The organism is Terriglobus albidus (genome assembly GCF_008000815.1).
GTDB classification, from domain to species: domain Bacteria; phylum Acidobacteriota; class Terriglobia; order Terriglobales; family Acidobacteriaceae; genus Terriglobus; species Terriglobus albidus_A.
Window position 1 is genome coordinate 4,580,192 of the sequence record NZ_CP042806.1, and the last position, 20,041, is coordinate 4,600,232.

Consider the following 20,041-nt stretch of genomic DNA (forward strand, 5'->3'; position numbering starts at 1 on the left):
CCAGCAAAGAAGAAGGCATCGAGCTCTGCTCGATGCCTTCTTCTTTGCAAAACTTCTATCGGTTTGAATCGTCTAGCTTAGGCGCTCCACCGCGCGCTTGCATGTACACCGCTCTCGGACATCTGAGCCTGTGCTACTACAGCCGGAACCATCTGCCCCTCGCGTGTACGCAGGTCGCGCGGAAGCACTGCCTGCGCCTCAGGATCGCGTGCTGCGATCGCCCATGCATCACGCACATCGCGCACGCACTGGATCACCTCTTCAAACGTCTCCTTCGAGTTGTAGTAGGAGGCTTCCAGTGTGAGCTGGAACATAGCGGCGTAGAAATCGGCGAGAGACGTAGTCGTCTTGACGCACACATCCGTGCGCAGCGTGCTCTGCAGATAGATGAAGATATCGGTTACCCGCTTCACAGCCATACGGCGGCCATAAACATCGTCCTCTTCTACACACTGGACGGCGCGATAAAGATAGCGAAGCACACCATCGTACAGTGCCACGACGAGATCGATGCCGGTAGCTCCGGCGAGAGACTGCTGCTGATATCCGTTCATGGGGTTATCCCTTCGTGTTGTAGCCGGTAAGAGCCGAATAGATCTTATCGATCTGATCGATCTGAGCCGGAATCGACTGCAGGATCTGGTTCGCTGCCGTCAACTGGCTTGTCAGCCTAGTTTTAAAATCGGCAATTCGATCGTCTTCATTAGAGATGCTGTCGTTAAGAGCCTTCTCTTTTGAAGTATTTTCCTGCTGGGCTAGATAGACCACACCTTTTGTTGAGGTCGATCCTAGTCCGTCCACAACGGATTTGAAATTTTGTCCAAAGCTATCAGAGTTCTGAAGGAATCCCACTACATCATCGAAGTTGTTGTTAAGAGTGGACTCCAACGCCGTCGCATCAAAACTGAGAGTTCCATCCTTCGCGACCGTGATGCCGAGCTGATCGATGCTCTTAACCGATCCAGTGTTTGTACCGCCAAACAGAGCGCCTGATAGCGACTGCTGCAACATTGAAAGTGTTGATGTTCCGGACAGAGGCGGAGCTGTGCTGCCTGAGACTACCTTCGATTGCACGGCAAGTTCCTTCGCTACAGTGTTGTAAGCACTGACGAAGGCATTGAAGGCGGTCTCGATAGAGCTGTTGTCATTGGCAATCACTACCTGAACCGTCGATGACGGATCTGCCGAGACAAGCTGGAAGGAAACGCCGGGAATCGCTCCGGAGACGGTATTCGAGCTACTGGTGACCGCAACGCCGTCCACGGTAAGCTGTGCATCGCTTCCCGTCTGTCCCTGATTCATGGTGAGCGAGTTTCCATTGTTGTCGCTCAAGCTACCCGTGATAGTCAGCTGTCCTGCGGCGCCGCTGGTCTGGCTGACGAACGAAAGTCGCGATCCGCTTGAATCTGTAATTACGGAAGCACGTACACCGATGCCGGCGAGATTGATCGCCTTCGCATAATCAGCAAGCGATGAGCCCGAGGCCACATCGACCGTCTGTGCTGTTCCGCTTCCCACCTGAAAGGTGAGAGATCCGGTGATCGATGTCGCGGAGCTGGAAAGCTGGCTCGTGTACATGGAAGAGGTCTTGGCCAGCGATGACACCACAACGCTGTGGCTGCCGGCAGTGGCCGTGCTGGAGGCCGAAGACAGAGAAAGAATGTTGTTATCGGAACTGGAGCCCTGCTTCTGGGCCATAACGCCGGCAAAATCAGTCAGGCTGGTTAATGCGCTATACATCGTCGACAGATCAGTGCCGACCTGCGACAGCACGGTGTCCTGGCTCTGCAGCGCAGTGAGCTGATCTTTCCACGCCGTCTCGACTCCCTGGCGAATGGAGACGATCGATGTGACTGTAGCGGCGACATCGAAGCCCTGGCCGCTGGTGGCTGAACCGAATGCTAAGCCGACTGTACCCATAATGTGTGTTCTGCCTCTGGGAACGGCACGTCAGTGGCCAAACCCAATCTGAGGCGAATTAAGTTCCTGCAAGAAAATCGGCGGACGAGTCGTAACGACCCGCCCGCCTTGCTGAGGAAGTTGATTATTGCAGGAGCTTCAGAACCTGCTGCTGCGTCTGGTTGGCCTGGGCCAGGGCGCTGATACCGGTCTGGCTCAGCACCTGGAACTTGGCCAGGTCGCTGGTTGCGGTGGCGTAGTCCGTGGAGCGGACGCTGGACTCGGCCGCGGTCAGGTTTTCGGACTGAGAAGTCGCAACCGAGGAAGCGGCGTTGAGCTGGTTGATGTTGGCGCCGATCTGGCCGCGCTGATAAGCAACGCCCGCGATGGCGGTGGTCAGGTTGGTAAGAACGGTCTGCGCGGAGGAGGCCGTCAGGGTAGCGACAGAGCTAGCGGTGAAGTCTACGCTGGCGCCGGTTGCATCGAGACCGACCTTGGCGGTGCTGAGGGCGCCGGTCGTATCGCTGAACACCGTCGCACCCGAGCTGGTGCCGTCAGAGACGAAGATCGTGGTCGCGGCGCTGGAGAATACGGCGTTGCCGTTGAAGTTCGTCGCGGAACCGATGTTGCCGATTTCCGACAGGATGTTCTGGTACTCCTGGTTTGCAGCGCTAACCTGCGAGCTGTTCAGGGTGCCGTTGGCAGCCTGGGTGGCCAGGGTCACAGCGCGGTTCAGAAGGTTGGTGACCTGGGAGAGAGCGCCGTCAGCGGTCTGCAGCAGACCGATACCGTCGCTGGCATTACGAGCCGACTGGTTCAGAGCGGCAACGTTGGCGTGGAGGCCATCGGCCAGGGCCAGGCCGGCGGCGTCATCGGCGCCGGAGTTGATGCGCGAACCGGAAGAGAGCTGCGTCAGGGTGTTCTGCAGGTTCTTCTGGGTCGACGCGAGGTTGTTCTGTGCGTAGAGAGCAGAGATGTTGTTAAGGACACTCAGGGACATTGGTATTCACTCCTTTAATACGTCAAGAAAGAATTGCGCTTTGCCTGCCTGGTGTCCGCTCTTGCGATTGGCACCTCGCGGAAGGCTCCGCGTTCACCTACCTCATCGGTCTGTCCAGAGAGAACATTAGCCAGAAATGTAAAAGTACACAAAAGTAATGTGTTTTCCCTCTACGGCCGATAACAAACAGGAATGACGGAGTTAGATCCCCATGATTGAGCTCACACGCCTGAACGGTCACGCCCTCTATATAAATGCGGACCTTATTAAGTACATTGAAGCGGCCCCGGACACGATGATCACCCTGGTGACCAACGAAAAGACGGTCGTCCGCGAAAGCTGCCAGCAGGTTCTCGAACTGGCCCATCAATATAAGGTCAACCTGCTCCGCGCCACCTGGCCGACCGCCGCGGACGCTCTGACAGCAAAGTTCGCCCACAACATTGAAGAGACCTCTCGCTAAAAGGAATAGATATGGACATCGCAAGCGTTGCAGGTATTGTTCTTGCCCTACTCGGCATTCTGGGCGGCATGATGATCGAAGGCGGCCAGCTCGCCCAGATCACGCAGCCGACCGCTGCCATGATCGTCGTCGGCGGCACCGCCGGCGCCGTTATGCTTCAATTTCCTCTTGCCATCTTCCTTGCAGCCCTTAAAAAGGTCGCCTCGGTCTTTCTGCATAAGGGGGCGGACAGCCAGGGGCTGGTCAAACAACTGGTAGATTTTGCCAATAAAGCCCGCAAAGAAGGCATCGTCTCCCTGGACACAGAACTGGCCAAGGTGACCGACCCCTTCCTTAAACAGGCGATGATGCTTGCCGTCGACGGCACGGAGCCGACCGAACTCCGCAAGATCATGCAACTCGAACTCGACAACAAGAGCGAGATCGAGGAAAAGATCCCCCAGGTCTTCGAGTCCGCCGGCGGTTTCGCCCCCACCGTCGGCATCATTGGTGCCGTACTCGGCCTGATCCAGGTTATGCAGCACCTCGACAACATTGACGAGGTGGGCCGTGGTATCGCCGTAGCCTTCGTTGCAACCATCTATGGCGTGGCACTGGCCAACCTTATCTGTCTCCCTGCCGCCGGCAAGCTGAAGATCCGCCACCGCGAAGAGACCATGATCAAGGAGATGATGCTCGAGGGCGTCGTCAGCATTCTGGAGGGTATGAACCCCCGCATGATGGAAACCAAGCTTCGCACCTTCCTGATGGAAGAGGGCCACGCGGAACAAAAGGCATAGCGCCATGGGTAAAAAGAAACACGCCGAACACGTCAACCACGAACGCTGGCTCGTCTCTTACGCAGACTTCATCACTCTGCTGTTCGCCTTCTTCGTCGTGCTCTTCGCCTCATCGCAGAGCGACAAGAAGAAAGAAAAGCAGATGGCCGCAGCGATTAAGGCAGCCTTCTCCGATACGCGTATCTTCGATATGCACTCGGCGACGCCTGCCCTGACCGATGGGGGCGCCAGTGTCGACACCAAACCGATTGAGATGCCGCTTCCCACTGCACCCGAGTTCGGAAGTGGCAACGGCAATGGAAACGGCGACGGACAGGACGTTGCAGCGCAAGTCCGCAAGGCGATCGAACGGGCCGCTGCCAAGCAGATTTCGGCGGGCGCCATCTCGATTCACCAGGCAGCTGACGGTTTGACCATCTCGCTGCAGGAGGGCGGCTTCTTCCCTTCCGGCTCTGCCGAACTCCGGATGGACTCGCAGGGGATGCTGGACCACATTATCGCGGCCCTTCCGACCAACATGAAGATCCGCGTGGAAGGACATAGCGACAATCGCCCCATCCATACGGCCCAGTTTGCCTCCAACTGGGAGCTCTCCTCGGCACGCGCCTCCGCCATTGCCCGTGAGATGCTGACCCGCGCCAAGTTCGATCCGGCAATGGTTTCGGCCGCAGGATATGCGGAGTACCACCCTGTAGCCTCCAACGAGACCGAAGCCGGCCGCGCACAGAACCGCCGCGTCGACATTGTGGTGCTGCAGCTTACCTCGGCCCCGCCTCCGCCCCCGATGGCCCCAGCTCCTCGTAGAGTTCACAATGAAGCGTCGACAGCATCGACCAGCAAACCTGACATCGTAAGAGATGAGTCACCACGCTCCACGCCCTAACCGGTTCCGGGAACTGACTGGAACTGGTTAGGTCTCATGAGCTACTCGTTATGCGGGTCAAGGTAGTTTGCGATGGAACGATGCAGATCGGACGCGCCCTCCATCTCAAGGCGTTTCTTCGCAAGATCGGCAGCGAAGGTGATTTCATTTGCTGTAACCGCACCGGCAATCACGATGTCCAGCAGCTCCGCATGGTCAGGCTCCATCCTATGAGCTTTACGGAGAGCGTCCATCCCTTCATCCATCTGGCCAAGGTAAATCTGGCACACTCCATATTTGGCGAGAATCAACGCTGACGCGCCTCCCAGGCTGCGAGCTGCGTTGTAGGCTTCGGACGCAGCCTGATACTGCTGCTGATGCAGATGAGCATCCCCTAGCGATTCGTAGAGGACAATGCTGGATGAGTGGCGCTCGACAGCATGGGAGAACAACTGAACAGCTTCGGCATAACGCCACATACGGAGCAAACAAACGCCACCGAGGATGATGGCCTCAGTATTGGATTCATCTAACTGTATCGCGCGAATCAGGAGGTCCAGCGCTGCCTGAGGATTCTTCGAGTATTCCAGCGCTCCCCATCCGAGTTCGTACGCGGTTCTGCTGTCCTCTGGAAATGCTTCTAAATGCCGTTTGCCGATCTCGAGATAGAGCTCATTTTTGGCATCTCGAACAGCCTCATCATCTTCAGCATGACCGAAGTGGTGGATGACGAACGGAGCCTGTCCAATCGAAAGCCCCAGTTCTTTGACGCGATAAACAACAGTTTCATGGACCGGCCGTTCGAACCAGATACCGGCATGCCGCCGGAACAGCCGTGTATTGATCGATGTAACGTACGCGGGAAACCCTTCTGCTTCCGGAAGCACCTGAGGATTCGCCATCGCTCCATCGGTGCCGCTTCGGCTATTTGCTTGCCGGACATAATTCCATCGCACGACATCAAAGGCAAACCTATCTGTCTCCGAGACCAGTCTTTTCAGAGCGAGCGCCCCTTTCGGATCCAGCATCTCGTCGGCGTCAAGCACCAGAATCCAGTCGCAAGTCGCCTGTTGCAGGACCAGGTTACGAGCCTCCGCAAAATCACTGTTCCACGGGATCGTTATCCACTCTGCGCCAAATGCCCGGGCGATTTCGGCCGTGTCGTCCGTGGATCCGGTGTCTCCGATGACGATGTGATCCACGACACCACGAACACTCTGCAAACATCTCGCCAGACTGCTTCCACCATTTTTCACAATCATCGAGAGTTCGATCGTGGACGTGCGCATACCTGGAGCCCCTTTCAGAGCGATTATTACTCAAGGGGCGTATCCGTCCCCTGCACCGATGTCCGGCTTCGCTTAGCATCAACCGGGGGAGTGCCCCATTCCGGAAAAAGCATGACCATCTATCTCGCAACTACCAATGCCGGAAAACTGCGCGACTTCGCGGCAATCGCCATCCAGCACGACGCGACCGTCGAAACTTTACCGGGGCTGGCCTCCATCCCCGAAGCGCCGGAGAATGAGCCGACCTTCGAAGGCAATGCGGTCTCCAAGGCGCTGTATTATTCCAGCCGCGCTCCGGGCTTGCTGGTGCTGGCTGACGACTCCGGACTTGAGGTCCAGTGCCTGAATGCTGCCCCTGGAGTACGTTCGGCACGCTATGCCGAGGACCAGCACTTCCCTCCCACGCCAGGGTCCACCAAAGATGAACGCAATAACGCCGCGCTGTTGCACGCCCTGGACGGCATTCCTGAAAACTGCCGTCAGGGACGTTACCGCTGCGTGCTTGCCCTGGCGCGCGATGGAGAGCTGTTACAGACAGCAGAGGGCTCCGTCGACGGCGTCATCCTGCAGGCGCCGCGTGGGGAGAACGGCTTCGGCTATGACCCGCTGTTCTTTCTACCGGAACTGGACCAGACGATGGCGGAGGTCTCCATCGAACAAAAACAAAGGCTCAGCCATCGCGGCCGAGCCTTTGAGTCGCTGTTGCGGCAACTCGATACTTAGCCTGCCTTACTCTGCCAGCTTGAACTCCGGCTCCGCCTCGCTCCAGGCCATGCGCAGGCCGTGCCAGAAGGGCGCTGAGCCCATCATGCGCACCGCAGTCAGGCTGGCTCCGATGTACCAGGGAGCCCGTCCCTTCTGCCACATCGCCGAGATCGGCTGCATGACGCCGTTCGCGTCGGGGTGGAAGACCCGTTCATCCCACTTGCGGGAACCTTCGGGGAACTCCGGATAGTTGCGGATGGCGGCCAGGGTCGACTCCAGCACCCGGTGCTTCCAGGGCTCAGCATACTGCGGCATAAAGTGAACGTGGCTCACGCGCTCCACTCGAATCTCTTGCACGAACTCCGCAAAGCTGGTCGCGCGCGTCAGGTTGACGTTCGCATTTGGCTCCGTGCCGTGGCGGTCACCACCGCTGATCAGGAGCATGCCCCAGCGCCCCGCCAGAGCGATCACATCCCGGTTCTCGTGCCAGTTGCGCAGACCGTTCAGCTCCAAGGCGTGGACCAAGCCACCGCAGTCACGAAGGAAGCGCTCAACCTCGATGATGTGACGCTCAGGTCCGATGTCGTACAGGTCCCACAGGGGGTGATTGAAGACGATCAGGACCTGCTTGATCTCGTGCAGCTCCGCCAGAATCGAGCGCAGCTCCTGCTCGTTCGGGGTAGCGGTCAGCGCCTCCATGCGAGCCATCCACTGCTGGCAGGTCGCCGCCGGCAGGTTATGGATTCCCAGGTGGAAGGTCGTCGTTCCAAAGGGTGCGCTCCACTCTACGCTGATCGGGAGGTCCTCGGCGGCATTGGTGGCACGCAGCAGCAACGGAGCGTTGATATCGTCGTGATCGCTGATGGAGACCATACCCGAGAGTTGCAGTCCGTTTTCGATCTGCCCGCGCTCCAGATCCAGCGACTGCATCGGCGTCAGGGGCGGCGTCCAGTAGGCGCGGTCGAAGTCCAGCTTCAGCCCATATTGGCCGGCACATTTTTCTTCCCGCGACCGGACAAACCGCTCCAGCCAGGGAATCTTGTTGCCCATGGCGGCGATAAAGTTCAGCGTCTCCTTGGACTGGTTCGTATGGCTGTGCAACGAGACACCGCTCCGGAACACCCGGGTATTCACACGTTCTTTCCAGCTACAGGTAATGACGCTTGACATAGATCAGGCCCTCCGCCCCTAAGGTCGCTCGGAATACGTCAACAGGCGTTCAGCGGCAAAAGAACAGTCGATGAAAAGTGCACCAAAATTGGTACAACACAAAAATCGCACATTTTTCCGATAATCGCACGGGAGAGACCGCTTTTCCTTGACCCCGGTTTTCCAGGGGCGGAATAATACGGTTGCCGCAGCTTCAGGCTGACATTCGTATTAAGAGGAGCGACCTCTCATTATGGCGACAACCGCCTCAGCATCGCCCGCCACCCCGCAGTTGAAGGGCGTTCAGCCCCTCCGCGCGGGCGAAGGCAACTCCTTTCTCTGGCGCCGTCTGCACTCGCTGACCGGCATTGTCCCGATCGGAGCCTTCCTCGTCGAGCACATCATTTCGAACTTCGAGGTCGTCAACGGTCCGTTGGCTTACGCGCAGCAGGTCAAGTTTCTGAATGGCCTGCCTCTTGTCCGGGTGCTGGAGTGGGGCCTGATCTTCATTCCCCTGCTTTACCACGCACTCTATGGTGTGTTTATCGCCGTTCGCGGACGCTCCAATGTGAATGTCTATCCGTGGGCTGGGAATTGGATGTACCTCTCTCAGCGCGTCACCGGCTTGATTGCGTTCGCGTACATCGTCTATCACGTTCTGACCCAGCGGTTTATGGGTGTGAGCCTTCCGGAGCATCCCGGCCTTGCCTACGCCAAGGTGCAGTTCGAGCTGCTGTCGCACTGGTATGCGATTCCGGTCTATGTGATTGCGATGATCGCCACCTGCTGGCACTTCGCCTACGGCATCTGGCTCTTTGCCGCCAAATGGGGCATCACGCCGGGCAATGTTGCCCGCAAGCGCTTCGGCTGGGTCTGCACGATCGGCGGAGCCGCGCTCTGCATTATGGGTCTGGTCAGCATCTTTACCGTTGCCTACGGCCGCCCGTATTCGCCCGAGGATGTGATGCCGGCGCAGTACGACAACGTCGTCGCACCTACGGTTCCACCGCAGCAGTAACTCTAAGAAGGACACACACAAGACTATGGCTGCAGCTACACCCAGGATTATTGTCGTTGGCGGCGGACTTGCCGGTCTCTCCGCCGTCATCAAGATCGCCGAAGCCGGCGGTAAGGTCGACCTGTTCTCTATCGTTCCGGTGAAGCGTTCGCACTCCGTGTGCGCGCAGGGCGGCATCAACTCCGCCAAGAACCTGAAGGGCGAAGGCGACACACCGTTGAAGCACTTCGACGACACCATCTACGGCGGCGACTTCCTCGCCAACCAGACGCCCGTCAAGGCGATGTGCGAACAGGGACCGGCCATCATCGATCTTCTGGATCGCATGGGCGTACCGTTCAATCGCACTCCCGAGGGCCTGCTGGACTTCCGCCGTTTCGGTGGAACGCTCTATCACCGCACCGCCTTCGCCGGCGCTACCACTGGGCAGCAGCTTCTTTACGCCCTGGACGAGCAGGTCCGCCGCTACGAGTCAGAAGGTAAGGTCCAGAAGTACGAGGGCTGGGAGTTTCTGTCTGCCATTCTCGACACCAAGGGCGCCTGCCGCGGTATCGTGGCCATGAACCTTCGCACCATGGAGCTGAAGACCTTCCCCGCCGACGCCATCATTATCTGCACTGGCGGTAATGGCGCCATCTTCGGCAAGTCCACCAACTCGGTAGTCTGCACCGGTTCCGCCCAGGCTGCTCTCTATCAGCAGGGCGCCTACTACGCGAACGGTGAGTTCATCCAGGTGCATCCGACCGCTATCCCCGGCGAAGACAAGCTGCGCCTGATGTCAGAGTCTGCCCGTGGCGAAGGTGGCCGCGTATGGGTTCCGAAGGACCGGAACGACAAGCGCCAGCCGAACTCCATTCCTGAAACCGAGCGCTGGTACTTCCTCGAAGAGTGGTATCCGAAGTACGGCAACCTCGTCCCGCGTGACGTTGCGACGCGCGCCATCCACAAGGTGGTGTACGAGCACGGCATGGGCCTCGATGGTCAGCCGATGGTCTACCTTGACGTCTCGCACCTGGCGCCTGAGCGCCAGCACAAGCTCGAAGGCATTCTCGAGATCTACGAGAAGTTTGTTGGTGACGATCCGCGCAAGGTCCCGATGAAGATCTTCCCCGGCATGCACTACACCATGGGCGGCCTGTGGGTGGACTTCAACCAGATGACCAACGTCCCCGGCGTCTTCGCCGCGGGTGAAGCCGACTACTCCATCCACGGCGCGAACCGTCTGGGCGCGAATTCGCTGCTCTCGTGCATCTACGGCGGCTTCGTTGCCGGACCGAAGGCAATGGAATACGCCAAGGGCCTTGCCCCGCAGCAGGGTGACGGCGGTCATGCCGCTGAGCTGATCCGCCAGCAGCAGTACAACAACATTCTGCTGAACAACCAGGGCACGGAGAATCCCTTCCAGATCTGGCGCGAGCTGGGCGACACGATGACCCGCCACGCCACGATCATCCGCTACAACGCGGGTCTTCGCGAGGCGGATCAGAAGATCGTCGAACTGATCGAGCGCTACAAGAAGATCAACCTCTCGGACAAGAGCCAGTGGGCCAATACCAGCTTTGCCTTCGCCCGCCAGCTCTACAACATGCTGCAGCTTGCTCGCGTCATTGTTCAGGGCGCCGAGCTGCGCGACGAGAGCCGTGGAGCACATTACAAGCCGGACTTCCCGGACCGCAACGACGAGAAGTTCCTGAAGACGACGAAGGCGGTCTACGACGACAACAGCGACGCGCCGAAGTTCGAGTGGGAAGACGTTGATATCAGCCACATCAAGCCGCGGCCTCGCCGCTACGACGCCACCGCGTAAGGGAGAACAGAATGCCGACCACGATTGAAGTCGAAATCAAGCGTCAGAATGGTCCGGACGGCTCAGGCGCCGTCGAGAATTTCTCGATCCCCTATCGCCCGAATATGAACATCACCTCTCTTCTGGGCGAGATCGCGCTGAATCCCGTCACCAAAGAGGGCAAGGCGACCACACCGATCACCTACGACTCGAACTGCCTGGAAGAGATCTGCGGCTCTTGCGCCATGCTGATCAATGGCAAGGCCCGCATGGCATGCTCGGCCCTGGTGGACAAGCTGCTGGAAGAGGGCAAGGGAAAGATCACGCTCGCTCCGCTGTCGAAGTTTCCAGTGGTGCGCGATTTGGCGGTCGACCGTGCTGTCCTCTTCGAGAACCTGAAGAAGGTCAAGGCGTGGGTGCCAATCGACGGTACGTACGATCTGGGAGCTGGCCCCAAGCAGGCTCCGCAGATCCAGGAGCAGCGCTATCCACTCTCGAACTGCATCTCCTGCACCATCTGCATGGAGGTCTGCCCGCAGTTCAATGATGTGACCAACTTCGTCGGCGCGGCCACGATTGGTCAGGCAAAGCTCTTCAACATGGATCCCTCAGGTTCCGTACTGAAGGAAGAGCGTCTGCGTGCGCTCTCCGGCGACGGCGGCGTGCAGGAGTGCGGCTTTGCCCAGAATTGCGTCCAGGCCTGCCCCAAGGGGCTTCCGCTCACCGAGGCCATCAGCGATATCGGCCGCGATGTCTTCGTGCAGAAGGTGAAGGACTTCTTCCGCGCGTAGCCGACAAACCACGAAAGGGCTGCCAGGCTTATGCCGGCAGCCCTTTCATTTTGGAGAAGATGTTTACTTCACGCCGTTCGCCGGATTCCAGGTTCCGTGCAGCTTGCGGACAAAGAGCATCTGGCCGACGTGATAGGCGTTGTGCGTGCTGATGTGCGCGATGTCGGTGGCGTGTTTCTGCAGGTCCGCCTCGGAACAGCTCAAAACATAAGCCTCAAGATCCGTAAGAACCTTATCGAGGTCTTTCTGTGTCTGCGCCCAGTTGGCGGCGTTGAAAGCGTTGAAGGTCTCGTCGTTGTTGCCGTTGAACTTGGGTACGGGCTTGCCGGTCATCTTTGCAAGCTGCTCCCCGTTCCAGAAGATGAGGTGATTGGCGAGCTGTCCAACGGAGTGGTTACCGGAGCCATCGGTCCAGGCGGCCTGCTCCGGAGTGAGTCCGGCGACGGCGTCGTTGGCCGGGACAAACCATTCTTTACTGTTATGCGTGGATTTGAGCTGCGCCAACAAAACCGAGCGCAGAGTGGGCGGAGCCTCCGGTTTCTTCGTCTGTGCCAAAGCTAAGGCCGGGGCCGCAAGAAGAGCGAGGACAATCAGTCGTTTCATAGACACGTCCAAGGGGGTTTTGAGGTACAAGGAATTCTACGCACTCCGGAGTTATCCGGTTCCTTCAAACATGCTCGTTGTCTTGTACCCCATATACACTGGCACGCATGAATCGTTGGCTGAACTGGTCGGTTGGGTTGATCTACATTTCGATCGCTAGTTTTGTCGCATTTGGACTATTGGGCGGGAGTATGCATGGGGACGGCGGCTGGCCGGCCATGATCTTCCTCTGCACCGGATACTTGTCGGCCCTCGCCACACCTGTCTGTTTCGTTGCTTTTCTAACAACAGCTATTCGGAACAAGAGGCGCGGTAAATCCTTCTGGTACGCCTAAACACCCTAGCTCTTCCGCAGCTGCACCAAGCGTCCAGTCATCGCCGAAATATCGCTCAGAGCGGCATCGCTGACTTCGGTTGCACGTTGCCTTCTTGCCCCGCGGATCTCGGGCTCTTTTCCTTTGATCTGATACTTCGTCTGCCGTGCGTTTGCCGTTGTATTGACCCATCTCTGAGCCTCGGACTGTACCGCAGCACTCTGTCCTCCCTGAGCCGCCTGGGCGATCACAGCATCGGTCTGAGGCATCTGTGCGAAGAACATCGCTGTCAGCAGCGCGGTCTTGGTTTCATCCTTCTTTGCCTTGTTGAACTCCGTCACCAGAGCATCCGCCCATTTGTCTTCGGGGAGAGGAAGCAGCAGGAAGACGAGCGCCATTGGGCGCTTGAGCGTCATATTCTGCTGGGTGAATGTGACCGTGAACTTTGGGTCGTCCAGAAGGTGCAACGCTGCCTGGGTGACATCGGCGCCGTCGACCGCCAGGCGGTGCACCATGTTGAAGTACGCCAGCGGGGTGACATCAGCCAGATCGGCACTGGGTAGCGAGTCGGCAACAAGCTGCTCATCGTCAGGAGAGTGGCTCATGCTCAGCAGCAGGGCGGCGCCGTCGTACCGGAAGAAACGCGGTGTCGCGGAGTTCTTCAACTCCACACGCAACATGGGCAACATCGCCGCAGGGTCGGCCTTCACGTCCTTCCAGAAGGAGTCCATCTCGGAGGCCTTCTCCTTCTGCTGTGACGGGGTTACCAGGTGCGGGGAAAAGTTGTAGACATTGGTGACGCGGGTATGAAAATCCCGCTGGGTGGCGTCTGTCACCTGCCCCAGGGCCGGTCCGGCGATGAGACAGGCGAGCATCCATCCCATAAAAACACGTGCTCGCATTAACTTCCTCCTCACAATTAGATGCGGTACCCTAACCCTTCATCACTGAGAAACAGAATGAAAATTACAGCCGCCGCGCTTCTGACCCTCCTCGCCCTCCCCCTTTCGGCACAGGATACGCAGCCAGCCTGGGTAAAGACCTCCGACGCCTACACCCAGCTCCTGCTCGATCTGGATAAGAAATATTCGCCGGAGGAGGCTTCCGCGCAGGGCCTCTCCCAGTTCGATGCCGAGATCTCTATCCCGACACGCGCCAATGAAGACGCCAAACGCAGGGATGCGGAGGCCGTCGTGGCCAAACTAGCCGCGGCGGAAAAGACGGAGAAAGAGGAGTTGGTCCGCCAGGACCTGGAGATCCTGATTGACAGCTCCGAGCGCGATTTCAAGCACGAGGACTACTCTCGCACGCACTCCGTACCGTTCATCAACGCCGCCGGGTATGTCTATGGCGGCATTGAGGCTCTGCTGGACGACCAGGTGGCCGCTGACCGGCGTAAGGCGGCTGTCGTCCGTCTGGCGAAGTACACCGGCCAGATGAAAGGCTTTCAGCCCATTACCGCAATCCTGCGCCAGCGTACGGAAGAGCAGATCGCCAAGCCGGACATGATCTATCCGGCAAAGCTGCGGATGGAGACGGAGCTCTCCCGCAATAAGGCCCGGATCGACGGAATCGCTGAACTCTTCAAGAAGTACAAACTTACCGGCTGGGAGGCAAATTACGCGCTGCTGCAGAAGCAGATCGCGGATTACGACGCCTGGCTCAGGACAACCGTCCTTCCCAAGGCGCGGACCGACTTCCGCCTGCAGCCGGAAGAGTATGCTCTGAACTTCGCCGATTATGGCATCGACATCTCGCCGGCGAAGATCTCCCGGATGGCACATGCGGCGTTCCTGGACTACCAGGCCCAGATGCAACAGGTCGCAACCCGGATCGCAACGGAACAGCACCTTCCGAACTCCGACTATCGGGCTGTGATTCAGCAACTGAAGCAGAAGCAGCTCTCGAACGACGAGATTCTGCCGTTTTACGAAAAGCGCCTGCATGCGATCGAAGAGATCATCCGCACGCAGCACCTGGTCACCCTGCCGGACCGGCCGGCGATCATCCGCCTGGGCACGCCGGCCGAGTCTGTACAGCAGCCGGCGCCGCACATGGTGCCTCCTCCGTTTCTGAACAACACCGGCCAGCGCGGGGTCTTCGTCCTGCCGCTCAATATGCCCGCCGCCAACGGCAATACCGCGCAAAAAGTAGATGATTACACCTACGATGCCGCGACCTGGACTTTGATCGCACACGAGGCACGCCCCGGCCACGAGCTCCAGTTCGACTCCATGGTCGAGCACGGCGTCTCGAAGGCGCGCGCGCTGTTTGCTTTCAATTCGACAAATGCCGAAGGCTGGGGACTTTACGCCGAATACATCACGTTGCCCTACATGCCGCTTGAGGGTCAGTTGATCAGCCTGCAGTTCCGCCTGCTGCGTGCTGCCCGCGCCTTCCTGGACCCTGAGCTGCAGGCCGGCAAGATCACACCGCAGGAAGCGATGCGCGTCCTGACCGAAGATGTCGGGATGTCAGTCCCGTTCGCAAATCAGGAGGTGGAACGCTACACCTTCCGCATGCCGGGCCAGGCCAACAGCTACTTCTACGGCTATACACGGCTGCTGGAGCTGCGGAAGTCAACCGAAGCTGCGCTGGGGCCGAAGTTCAATGCGCAGCGCTTTCACGACTTCATCCTGGCGCAGGGGCTGCTGCCTCCAGGGCTGATGAAGAAGGCAGTCGAAGACCACTTCATTCCCGACGAACAGAAGCGATAGAGCATTTCCCCTATAGGTATAGTGTAGGCATTCCGCATCTATTGGCGTTTTCCGCAATGAAAACGCCGCTGTACGCTACTTCCGGGATACCGAGTAACAGGAAAAATGCTCTAGCCGTTTTACGAACGATGAAGAAAGCCCCGCTCATAGCGGGGCTTTCTCTCTTCTATTCGGGTTCACGCTCGTGGCGCTACTTCGTGAAGATTTACTTGGTAAAGACCTTACTTCCGGGGACCTTCCCCTCGTTCTGTTTCATACGCTGCTGACCGCGGCGAGCCGATTCCATGGCCTTCTGGTTCACCCCGTTCAGGTTCTCGGTGTCACCTTCACGATGCACGAGCGCTTCGTGCGACGGACGGCCGGGATCTTTGGTGGAGTTCACGCCGGTTCCCATAGTGAATCACCTCTCTGGGCATACTCTGACGTCGGTGTCCTAGCGAACGTTGCCCGCAAACAAAAGAAAGCCCCGCTGGACGCGGAGCTTTCCCTCTTCTATTCGGGTTCGCGCTCTTGGCGCTACTTCGTGAAGATTACTTGCTGAAGATCCTGGTGCCGGGGATCCTCCCCTGGTTCTTCTTCATGCGTTGCTCACCACGGCAAGCCGCTTCCATTGCCTGCTTCTTTATGTGCTCATGCTCGCGTAAATGCTCTATATCCACGTGTTCTTTATCCACATGTTGTCTATCCACATGCTCTGTATCCACGTGTTCCGTATCCCCTTCGCGATGCACCAGCGCCTCGGGAGACGGGCGTGCCGGATCATTGATCGATTTTGCGCCCATATCCATGGTGAATCACCTCCACTATGTTTGACGTAGGTCCAGGGTGGAGGTCTCTAGAGCATTTTCCCTGTTGCTGGGTATCCCGGGAGGAGCGTGCAGCGGCGTTTTCATTGAGGAAAACGCCCATAGATACACAAGCCCTGCAATATACCTACAGGGAAATGCTCTAGCCGCTGCATTCCCGGAAACCTATGCCTTCCCCTTTCAACACCCACCCCTGGTTTTGGCGGCAGAATCCGGTATCACTTTGCATTCCGGACTCTTAGGGAGAACCGCTACCATAGAGCAGCACCGGTCCACTGCCCATGAGATTCTCTCTCCCCATCGCCATCGCTGCTGGAAGCCTGTTCCTTGCATCAACCGTTTATAGCCAGCAGACCGCAACTCGAAAGAAGGCTATGCAATCAGACCCCACCAAAGTTCATGCCGAAGCTCTTGTCATTGACACCCACGCCGACACACCGCAGCGCTTTGTCGACGAACACTGGGACTTCTTTGAGCCGCTGAACGGCGGCATGGTGAACTACGAGTCCGCCAAAAAGGGCAACCTCGATGCCGAGTTCTTTTCCATCTGGGTTGATCCGTCGCAGTATCCGGCCAACCGCTCGGCAGTACGCACTTTTTCCTTGATCGACGGCGTTCTGGAACAGGTACGCAAACACCCGGATAAGATGGCTCTGTGCCGTACTCCCGACGAGATTCTCGCCGCACATAAGGCCGGCAAGTTCGTCGCCTGCATGGGGATCGAGGGCGGCCACTCCATTGAGAACAACCTCGGCCTGCTGCGTGACTACTACCGCCTCGGGGTTCGTTACATGACCCTTACCTGGTCCAATACCAATGACTGGGCAGACTCCTCGGGCGATATCGACGACCCCACCGTAAAACACCACAACGGGCTGACCGACTTCGGCAAACAGGTAGTCGCGGAGATGAACCGCCTTGGCATGATGGTCGACATCTCGCATGTTGCCGACAAGACTTTCTGGGATGTGGTTGAGGTCACCAAAGCTCCGCTGCTGGCCTCTCACTCCTCAGCTCGAGCTCTGACTCAAGCCGGCCGCAACCTTACCGACTACCAGCTTCGCGCCGTCGCGAAGACGAACGGGGTGGTGATGGTAAACCTGTTCCCCGCCTTCATCGACGAGAAGTGGAGACAAGCGTGGAACGACTGTAAGGCCGATCGCCAGAAGGAACAGGACGCACTCGAAGCCGAATACCACGCCAAAGGCCTTCCAGTTCCCTATACGGCATCCGACGCAATCGATCGCAAATATGCAGCAAAGGTAGGACGCGCACCGTTTGATTCGCTGATCGATCACTTTGACCACGTCATCAAGGTGGCCGGCATCGACCATGTAGGCATCGGCACTGACTTCGACGGCATTCCGCAGCCTCCTGGAGGCATCGATTCCGCGGCCGACCTCCCGAAGATCACAGCAGCACTGATGGCCCGAGGATACACCGCGGATGACATGAAGAAACTACTTGGCGGCAACCTGATTCGCGTCTTCCGCGAGGTTCAGGCGAAGGCTGATCCTTCGTTTCAGTAACGTTACTTCTATCTCTTGAGTAAGTTTTCGATTAAATCCCTCTAAGATCGAGATAGTTCGGGAATAGTTGCCAAGTAATCAGGCTATATTCCCGAACTAAAAAATAATCGAAAAATTTCTCCCTATACTCTTTACAAAAGTCTCAACCGAGGAGCATCGTATCCGGCGGTCTAAATGGCCACGGGTAAGTTGTCATGAAAGTTTTTCCTCGTTGTTCGTTGATTTTTGGGTTCCTTGTTCTGCTGTCCGCCTGTCTCACGGCTTACGCGCAACACTACTCGCAGCCCGCGCTCATCCTCAAACCAGATCGGATAGGAAATTTCCGACCGGAATTTGCAAACGCAGTCGCAACCGAGATACAAATTCGACTGCAGGAAGTAAATCCCAGCCAACCTTCCCCCATCTTCTATCTCTCGCAAACTCCACCTCTGGCAGTCGATTTCCCTGAGATACTCTTCCTGCGATTCACAGGCTCATGCGATGTGCTTCCCCAAATGCCTGCGCCGCATGCTCCCCGGGCGCTAGGTTCCGTCCCTTTTGTGAAGGGCGAGCCAATCAACTACATCCTGATTGATTGCGAAGAGATCGCTCTGACCATCAATGACGCGATTGCGCCGATGAAACCGGAACAACGGATCGACGCCATGGCGAGAGCGATTTCGCGTGTCTTCCAGCATGAATATCTGCACATCCACCGCCGCACCTCACATCACGACGAGACAGGCGTCTTCGCTTCGGCGCTGTCGCGGCGTTTTCTGGTCGCCCCTGACCCTCCCGCTCCACCATCTGCCACACCGACGACCGCCGTCATCGAGACCGTCGGAGCTCTCTGACCCCAGGGCGTGTCATCAAACACGCCCCAGGGGACGAAAGTACGCCTCACCTAGTACCCTTGTAGGGTGATGGTTCGTGCTTTCGTCCTTAGTGTTTCGCTCGCTGCCACCGCGTTTGCCCAGCAGCAGACGCCGACCCCGCCCAAGCCCGCCGACGATCTGCCGGACACGCCGAGCACTACCGCTCAGATCGCGCGTGACGCCATACCGAACGGTCCCACGGCTGTCATCGATACCTCTATGGGCCGGCTGACCTGCCGTTTCTTCCAGAAGGAAGCCCCTGTCACCGTCGCCAATTTCATCGGTCTGGCTGAAGGCACCAAAGACTGGCTCGACCCGGTCAGCCAGAAGCGCATGCACAACACGCGTTTCTACGACGGCACCACCTTCCATCGCGTAATTCCACGTTTCATGATCCAGGGCGGCGACCGCGCCGGCAACGGCACCGGCGACCCGGGCTACTTCTTCGCCGATGAGTTCACGCCCACCCTCACCTTCAACCAGCCGGGACGTCTGGCCATGGCCAACTCCGGTCCCAGCACCAATGGGAGCCAGTTCTTTATCACCGAAGCTCCTGTCATGGAACTGAATGGAAAGCACACCATCTTCGGCCAGTGCGATGAACACTCGGTCGCTACGGTGCAGGCCATTGCCCGGGTTCCTACTAATCCCAACGACAAACCGCTGACACCGGTGACCATCAACAAGGTCACCATCGTTCCCGAAGGACAGCCCCTGCCGCCAGATCCCATGGCGCCGCCTGCTGCCGCTCCATCCACACCGCAGACGAATTAGCTGCCCTCGGTTCCTGTATCCTGACTAGAGCATTTTTCCTGTTGCTGGGTATCCCGGGAGGAGCGTGCAACGGCGTTTTTCATTGCGGAAAACGCCCATAGATGCACAAGCCCCGCACTACATCTACAGGAAAAATGCTCTACCGCAAGGAGAGAATTACTCATGTCGACTCGCACCCCCGGCACGTATGCCGTTTTCAATACCTCTGAGGGAACCTTTGTCTGCAGTCTTTTCGAGAAGGACGCTCCGCAGACCGTCGCCAACTTCATCGGCCTGGCCGAAGGCACCAAAGACTGGAACTCCCCCTCGAAGAAGGGCGCCAAGCTGTATGACGGCACCGTCTTCCATCGCGTGATCCCCGACTTCATGATCCAGGGCGGCGATCCTGAGGGCTCCGGTATGGGCGGCCCCGGCTACCGCTTTGCAGATGAGACCAAGGGCAGCCCGCACGGCTTCCAGGAGAAGGGCAAACTGGCGATGGCCAATGCCGGCCCGAACACCAACGGCAGCCAGTTCTTCGTCACTGTTGCTCCTACCTCCTGGCTGACCGGCCGTCACACCATCTTCGGTGAGGTTGTCGAGGGCTACGACGTCGTGGAGAAGATCAGCAAGGTCTCCACAGCCGCCATGGATCGCCCCAAAAAGGACGTCACGATCGACTCCGTGGTCATCGAGCGCGTCGCCTAACCGCTGAACAGACACA

At 58.2% G+C, this 20,041-nt stretch carries 21 protein-coding genes; 12 read left to right on the forward strand and 9 right to left on the reverse strand.

Annotated elements, in window-relative coordinates; all coding sequences use genetic code 11:
• Positions 1–77: 77 nt before the first annotated feature.
• The 3 genes from fliS to FTW19_RS18265 all read right to left on the reverse strand — a co-directional run bounded on the left by fliS (position 78) and on the right by FTW19_RS18265 (position 2,899).
• A complete protein-coding gene (gene fliS, locus FTW19_RS18255) occupies positions 78–554 on the reverse strand; it encodes a flagellar export chaperone FliS (RefSeq protein ID WP_147649024.1) in 477 nt (158 codons plus the stop codon).
• 4 nt (positions 555–558) lie between these two features.
• Positions 559–1,920, reverse strand: a complete 1,362-nt coding sequence (fliD, locus tag FTW19_RS18260) for a flagellar filament capping protein FliD (protein WP_147649025.1) — start codon at positions 1,918–1,920, stop codon at positions 559–561.
• A gap of 124 nt (positions 1,921–2,044) precedes the next feature.
• A complete protein-coding gene (locus FTW19_RS18265; protein WP_147649026.1) occupies positions 2,045–2,899 on the reverse strand; it encodes a flagellin in 855 nt (284 codons plus the stop codon).
• A 211-nt stretch (positions 2,900–3,110) separates the two neighbouring features.
• On the opposite strand from FTW19_RS18265, the gene FTW19_RS18270 reads away from it, so the two are divergent.
• Genes FTW19_RS18270 through FTW19_RS18280 form a run of 3 tightly spaced genes read left to right on the forward strand, consistent with a single transcriptional unit; the run spans position 3,111 to position 5,024 of the window.
• Positions 3,111–3,362: a flagellar FlbD family protein gene (locus FTW19_RS18270; protein ID WP_147649027.1), complete on the forward strand. Its 252-nt coding sequence runs from the start codon at positions 3,111–3,113 to the stop codon at positions 3,360–3,362.
• 11 nt (positions 3,363–3,373) lie between these two features.
• Complete coding sequence (locus tag FTW19_RS18275) at positions 3,374–4,141, forward strand: flagellar motor protein (protein WP_147649028.1); 768 nt, start codon at positions 3,374–3,376, stop codon at positions 4,139–4,141.
• 4 nt (positions 4,142–4,145) lie between these two features.
• Positions 4,146–5,024 (forward strand): flagellar motor protein MotB, encoded by an 879-nt coding sequence (locus tag FTW19_RS18280; RefSeq protein WP_147649029.1) that lies wholly within the window; start codon positions 4,146–4,148, stop codon positions 5,022–5,024.
• A 41-nt stretch (positions 5,025–5,065) separates the two neighbouring features.
• Here FTW19_RS18280 and FTW19_RS18285 read toward each other — a convergent pair whose 3' ends face one another.
• Positions 5,066–6,292, reverse strand: coding sequence for a glycosyltransferase (locus tag FTW19_RS18285; RefSeq protein WP_147649030.1), 1,227 nt, complete (start codon positions 6,290–6,292; stop codon positions 5,066–5,068).
• 111 nt (positions 6,293–6,403) lie between these two features.
• On the opposite strand from FTW19_RS18285, the gene FTW19_RS18290 reads away from it, so the two are divergent.
• Positions 6,404–7,015: a non-canonical purine NTP pyrophosphatase gene (locus tag FTW19_RS18290; RefSeq protein ID WP_147649031.1), complete on the forward strand. Its 612-nt coding sequence runs from the start codon at positions 6,404–6,406 to the stop codon at positions 7,013–7,015.
• Positions 7,016–7,021: 6 nt separating this feature from the next.
• Here the strand turns inward: FTW19_RS18290 and FTW19_RS18295 are convergent, their stop codons facing one another.
• Positions 7,022–8,167 (reverse strand): hypothetical protein, encoded by a 1,146-nt coding sequence (locus FTW19_RS18295; RefSeq protein ID WP_147649032.1) that lies wholly within the window; start codon positions 8,165–8,167, stop codon positions 7,022–7,024.
• A gap of 232 nt (positions 8,168–8,399) precedes the next feature.
• Between FTW19_RS18295 and FTW19_RS18300 the strand changes: the two genes are divergently transcribed.
• Genes FTW19_RS18300 through sdhB form a run of 3 tightly spaced genes read left to right on the forward strand, consistent with a single transcriptional unit; the run spans position 8,400 to position 11,741 of the window.
• Entirely contained in the window at positions 8,400–9,164 is a 765-nt protein-coding gene (locus tag FTW19_RS18300; RefSeq protein ID WP_147649033.1) for a succinate dehydrogenase, read from the forward strand.
• Between the two features lie 25 nt (positions 9,165–9,189).
• Positions 9,190–10,971, forward strand: coding sequence for a succinate dehydrogenase flavoprotein subunit (sdhA, locus tag FTW19_RS18305; protein WP_147649034.1), 1,782 nt, complete (start codon positions 9,190–9,192; stop codon positions 10,969–10,971).
• A gap of 11 nt (positions 10,972–10,982) precedes the next feature.
• Complete coding sequence (gene sdhB, locus FTW19_RS18310) at positions 10,983–11,741, forward strand: succinate dehydrogenase iron-sulfur subunit (RefSeq protein WP_147649035.1); 759 nt, start codon at positions 10,983–10,985, stop codon at positions 11,739–11,741.
• Positions 11,742–11,804: 63 nt separating this feature from the next.
• On the opposite strand, the gene FTW19_RS18315 is transcribed toward sdhB, so the two are convergent.
• Positions 11,805–12,344 carry a DinB family protein gene (locus FTW19_RS18315; protein ID WP_147649036.1) on the reverse strand — a complete coding sequence of 180 codons (540 nt, stop codon included), beginning with the start codon at positions 12,342–12,344 and terminating at the stop codon, positions 11,805–11,807.
• A 340-nt stretch (positions 12,345–12,684) separates the two neighbouring features.
• Positions 12,685–13,560: a hypothetical protein gene (locus FTW19_RS18320; protein ID WP_147649037.1), complete on the reverse strand. Its 876-nt coding sequence runs from the start codon at positions 13,558–13,560 to the stop codon at positions 12,685–12,687.
• Positions 13,561–13,617: 57 nt separating this feature from the next.
• On the opposite strand from FTW19_RS18320, the gene FTW19_RS18325 reads away from it, so the two are divergent.
• Entirely contained in the window at positions 13,618–15,375 is a 1,758-nt protein-coding gene (locus FTW19_RS18325) for a DUF885 domain-containing protein (RefSeq protein WP_147649038.1), read from the forward strand.
• Positions 15,376–15,580: 205 nt separating this feature from the next.
• On the opposite strand, the gene FTW19_RS18330 is transcribed toward FTW19_RS18325, so the two are convergent.
• Both FTW19_RS18330 and FTW19_RS18335 read right to left on the reverse strand, forming a co-directional pair.
• A complete protein-coding gene (locus FTW19_RS18330) occupies positions 15,581–15,769 on the reverse strand; it encodes a hypothetical protein (RefSeq protein ID WP_147649039.1) in 189 nt (62 codons plus the stop codon).
• 136 nt (positions 15,770–15,905) lie between these two features.
• Positions 15,906–16,163 carry a hypothetical protein gene (locus FTW19_RS18335; RefSeq protein ID WP_147649040.1) on the reverse strand — a complete coding sequence of 86 codons (258 nt, stop codon included), beginning with the start codon at positions 16,161–16,163 and terminating at the stop codon, positions 15,906–15,908.
• Positions 16,164–16,462: 299 nt separating this feature from the next.
• Between FTW19_RS18335 and FTW19_RS18340 the strand changes: the two genes are divergently transcribed.
• The 4 genes from FTW19_RS18340 to FTW19_RS18355 all read left to right on the forward strand — a co-directional run bounded on the left by FTW19_RS18340 (position 16,463) and on the right by FTW19_RS18355 (position 20,025).
• The gene (locus FTW19_RS18340) at positions 16,463–17,710 is read left to right on the forward strand and encodes a dipeptidase (protein ID WP_348641825.1); all 1,248 of its coding nucleotides are present in this window, start codon (positions 16,463–16,465) and stop codon (positions 17,708–17,710) included.
• A 539-nt stretch (positions 17,711–18,249) separates the two neighbouring features.
• Positions 18,250–18,543 carry a hypothetical protein gene (locus FTW19_RS18345; RefSeq protein WP_147649041.1) on the forward strand — a complete coding sequence of 98 codons (294 nt, stop codon included), beginning with the start codon at positions 18,250–18,252 and terminating at the stop codon, positions 18,541–18,543.
• A 69-nt stretch (positions 18,544–18,612) separates the two neighbouring features.
• Positions 18,613–19,338, forward strand: a complete 726-nt coding sequence (locus FTW19_RS18350; RefSeq protein ID WP_147649042.1) for a peptidylprolyl isomerase — start codon at positions 18,613–18,615, stop codon at positions 19,336–19,338.
• 162 nt (positions 19,339–19,500) lie between these two features.
• Positions 19,501–20,025 (forward strand): peptidylprolyl isomerase, encoded by a 525-nt coding sequence (locus FTW19_RS18355; RefSeq protein WP_147649043.1) that lies wholly within the window; start codon positions 19,501–19,503, stop codon positions 20,023–20,025.
• Positions 20,026–20,041: the final 16 nt, after the last annotated feature.

Bases quoted from the DNA above. Each gene is read 5' to 3' on its own strand.
- FTW19_RS18295 (WP_147649032.1), bottom strand. From the start codon at position 8,167: ATGTCAAGCGTCATTACCTGTAGCTGGAAAGAACGTGTGAATACCCGG.
- FTW19_RS18275 (WP_147649028.1), top strand. From the start codon at position 3,374: ATGGACATCGCAAGCGTTGCAGGTATTGTTCTTGCCCTACTCGGCATT.
- FTW19_RS18280 (WP_147649029.1), top strand. From the start codon at position 4,146: ATGGGTAAAAAGAAACACGCCGAACACGTCAACCACGAACGCTGGCTC.
- sdhB (WP_147649035.1), top strand. From the start codon at position 10,983: ATGCCGACCACGATTGAAGTCGAAATCAAGCGTCAGAATGGTCCGGAC.
- FTW19_RS18330 (WP_147649039.1), bottom strand. From the start codon at position 15,769: ATGGGAACCGGCGTGAACTCCACCAAAGATCCCGGCCGTCCGTCGCAC.
- FTW19_RS18265 (WP_147649026.1), bottom strand. From the start codon at position 2,899: ATGTCCCTGAGTGTCCTTAACAACATCTCTGCTCTCTACGCACAGAAC.
- FTW19_RS18300 (WP_147649033.1), top strand. From the start codon at position 8,400: ATGGCGACAACCGCCTCAGCATCGCCCGCCACCCCGCAGTTGAAGGGC.
- FTW19_RS18320 (WP_147649037.1), bottom strand. From the start codon at position 13,560: ATGCGAGCACGTGTTTTTATGGGATGGATGCTCGCCTGTCTCATCGCC.
- FTW19_RS18325 (WP_147649038.1), top strand. From the start codon at position 13,618: ATGAAAATTACAGCCGCCGCGCTTCTGACCCTCCTCGCCCTCCCCCTT.
- FTW19_RS18270 (WP_147649027.1), top strand. From the start codon at position 3,111: ATGATTGAGCTCACACGCCTGAACGGTCACGCCCTCTATATAAATGCG.
- FTW19_RS18315 (WP_147649036.1), bottom strand. From the start codon at position 12,344: ATGAAACGACTGATTGTCCTCGCTCTTCTTGCGGCCCCGGCCTTAGCT.
- fliD (WP_147649025.1), bottom strand. From the start codon at position 1,920: ATGGGTACAGTCGGCTTAGCATTCGGTTCAGCCACCAGCGGCCAGGGC.
- FTW19_RS18355 (WP_147649043.1), top strand. From the start codon at position 19,501: ATGTCGACTCGCACCCCCGGCACGTATGCCGTTTTCAATACCTCTGAG.
- fliS (WP_147649024.1), bottom strand. From the start codon at position 554: ATGAACGGATATCAGCAGCAGTCTCTCGCCGGAGCTACCGGCATCGAT.
- FTW19_RS18290 (WP_147649031.1), top strand. From the start codon at position 6,404: ATGACCATCTATCTCGCAACTACCAATGCCGGAAAACTGCGCGACTTC.
- sdhA (WP_147649034.1), top strand. From the start codon at position 9,190: ATGGCTGCAGCTACACCCAGGATTATTGTCGTTGGCGGCGGACTTGCC.
- FTW19_RS18335 (WP_147649040.1), bottom strand. From the start codon at position 16,163: ATGGATATGGGCGCAAAATCGATCAATGATCCGGCACGCCCGTCTCCC.
- FTW19_RS18340 (WP_348641825.1), top strand. From the start codon at position 16,463: ATGAGATTCTCTCTCCCCATCGCCATCGCTGCTGGAAGCCTGTTCCTT.
- FTW19_RS18350 (WP_147649042.1), top strand. From the start codon at position 18,613: ATGGTTCGTGCTTTCGTCCTTAGTGTTTCGCTCGCTGCCACCGCGTTT.
- FTW19_RS18285 (WP_147649030.1), bottom strand. From the start codon at position 6,292: ATGCGCACGTCCACGATCGAACTCTCGATGATTGTGAAAAATGGTGGA.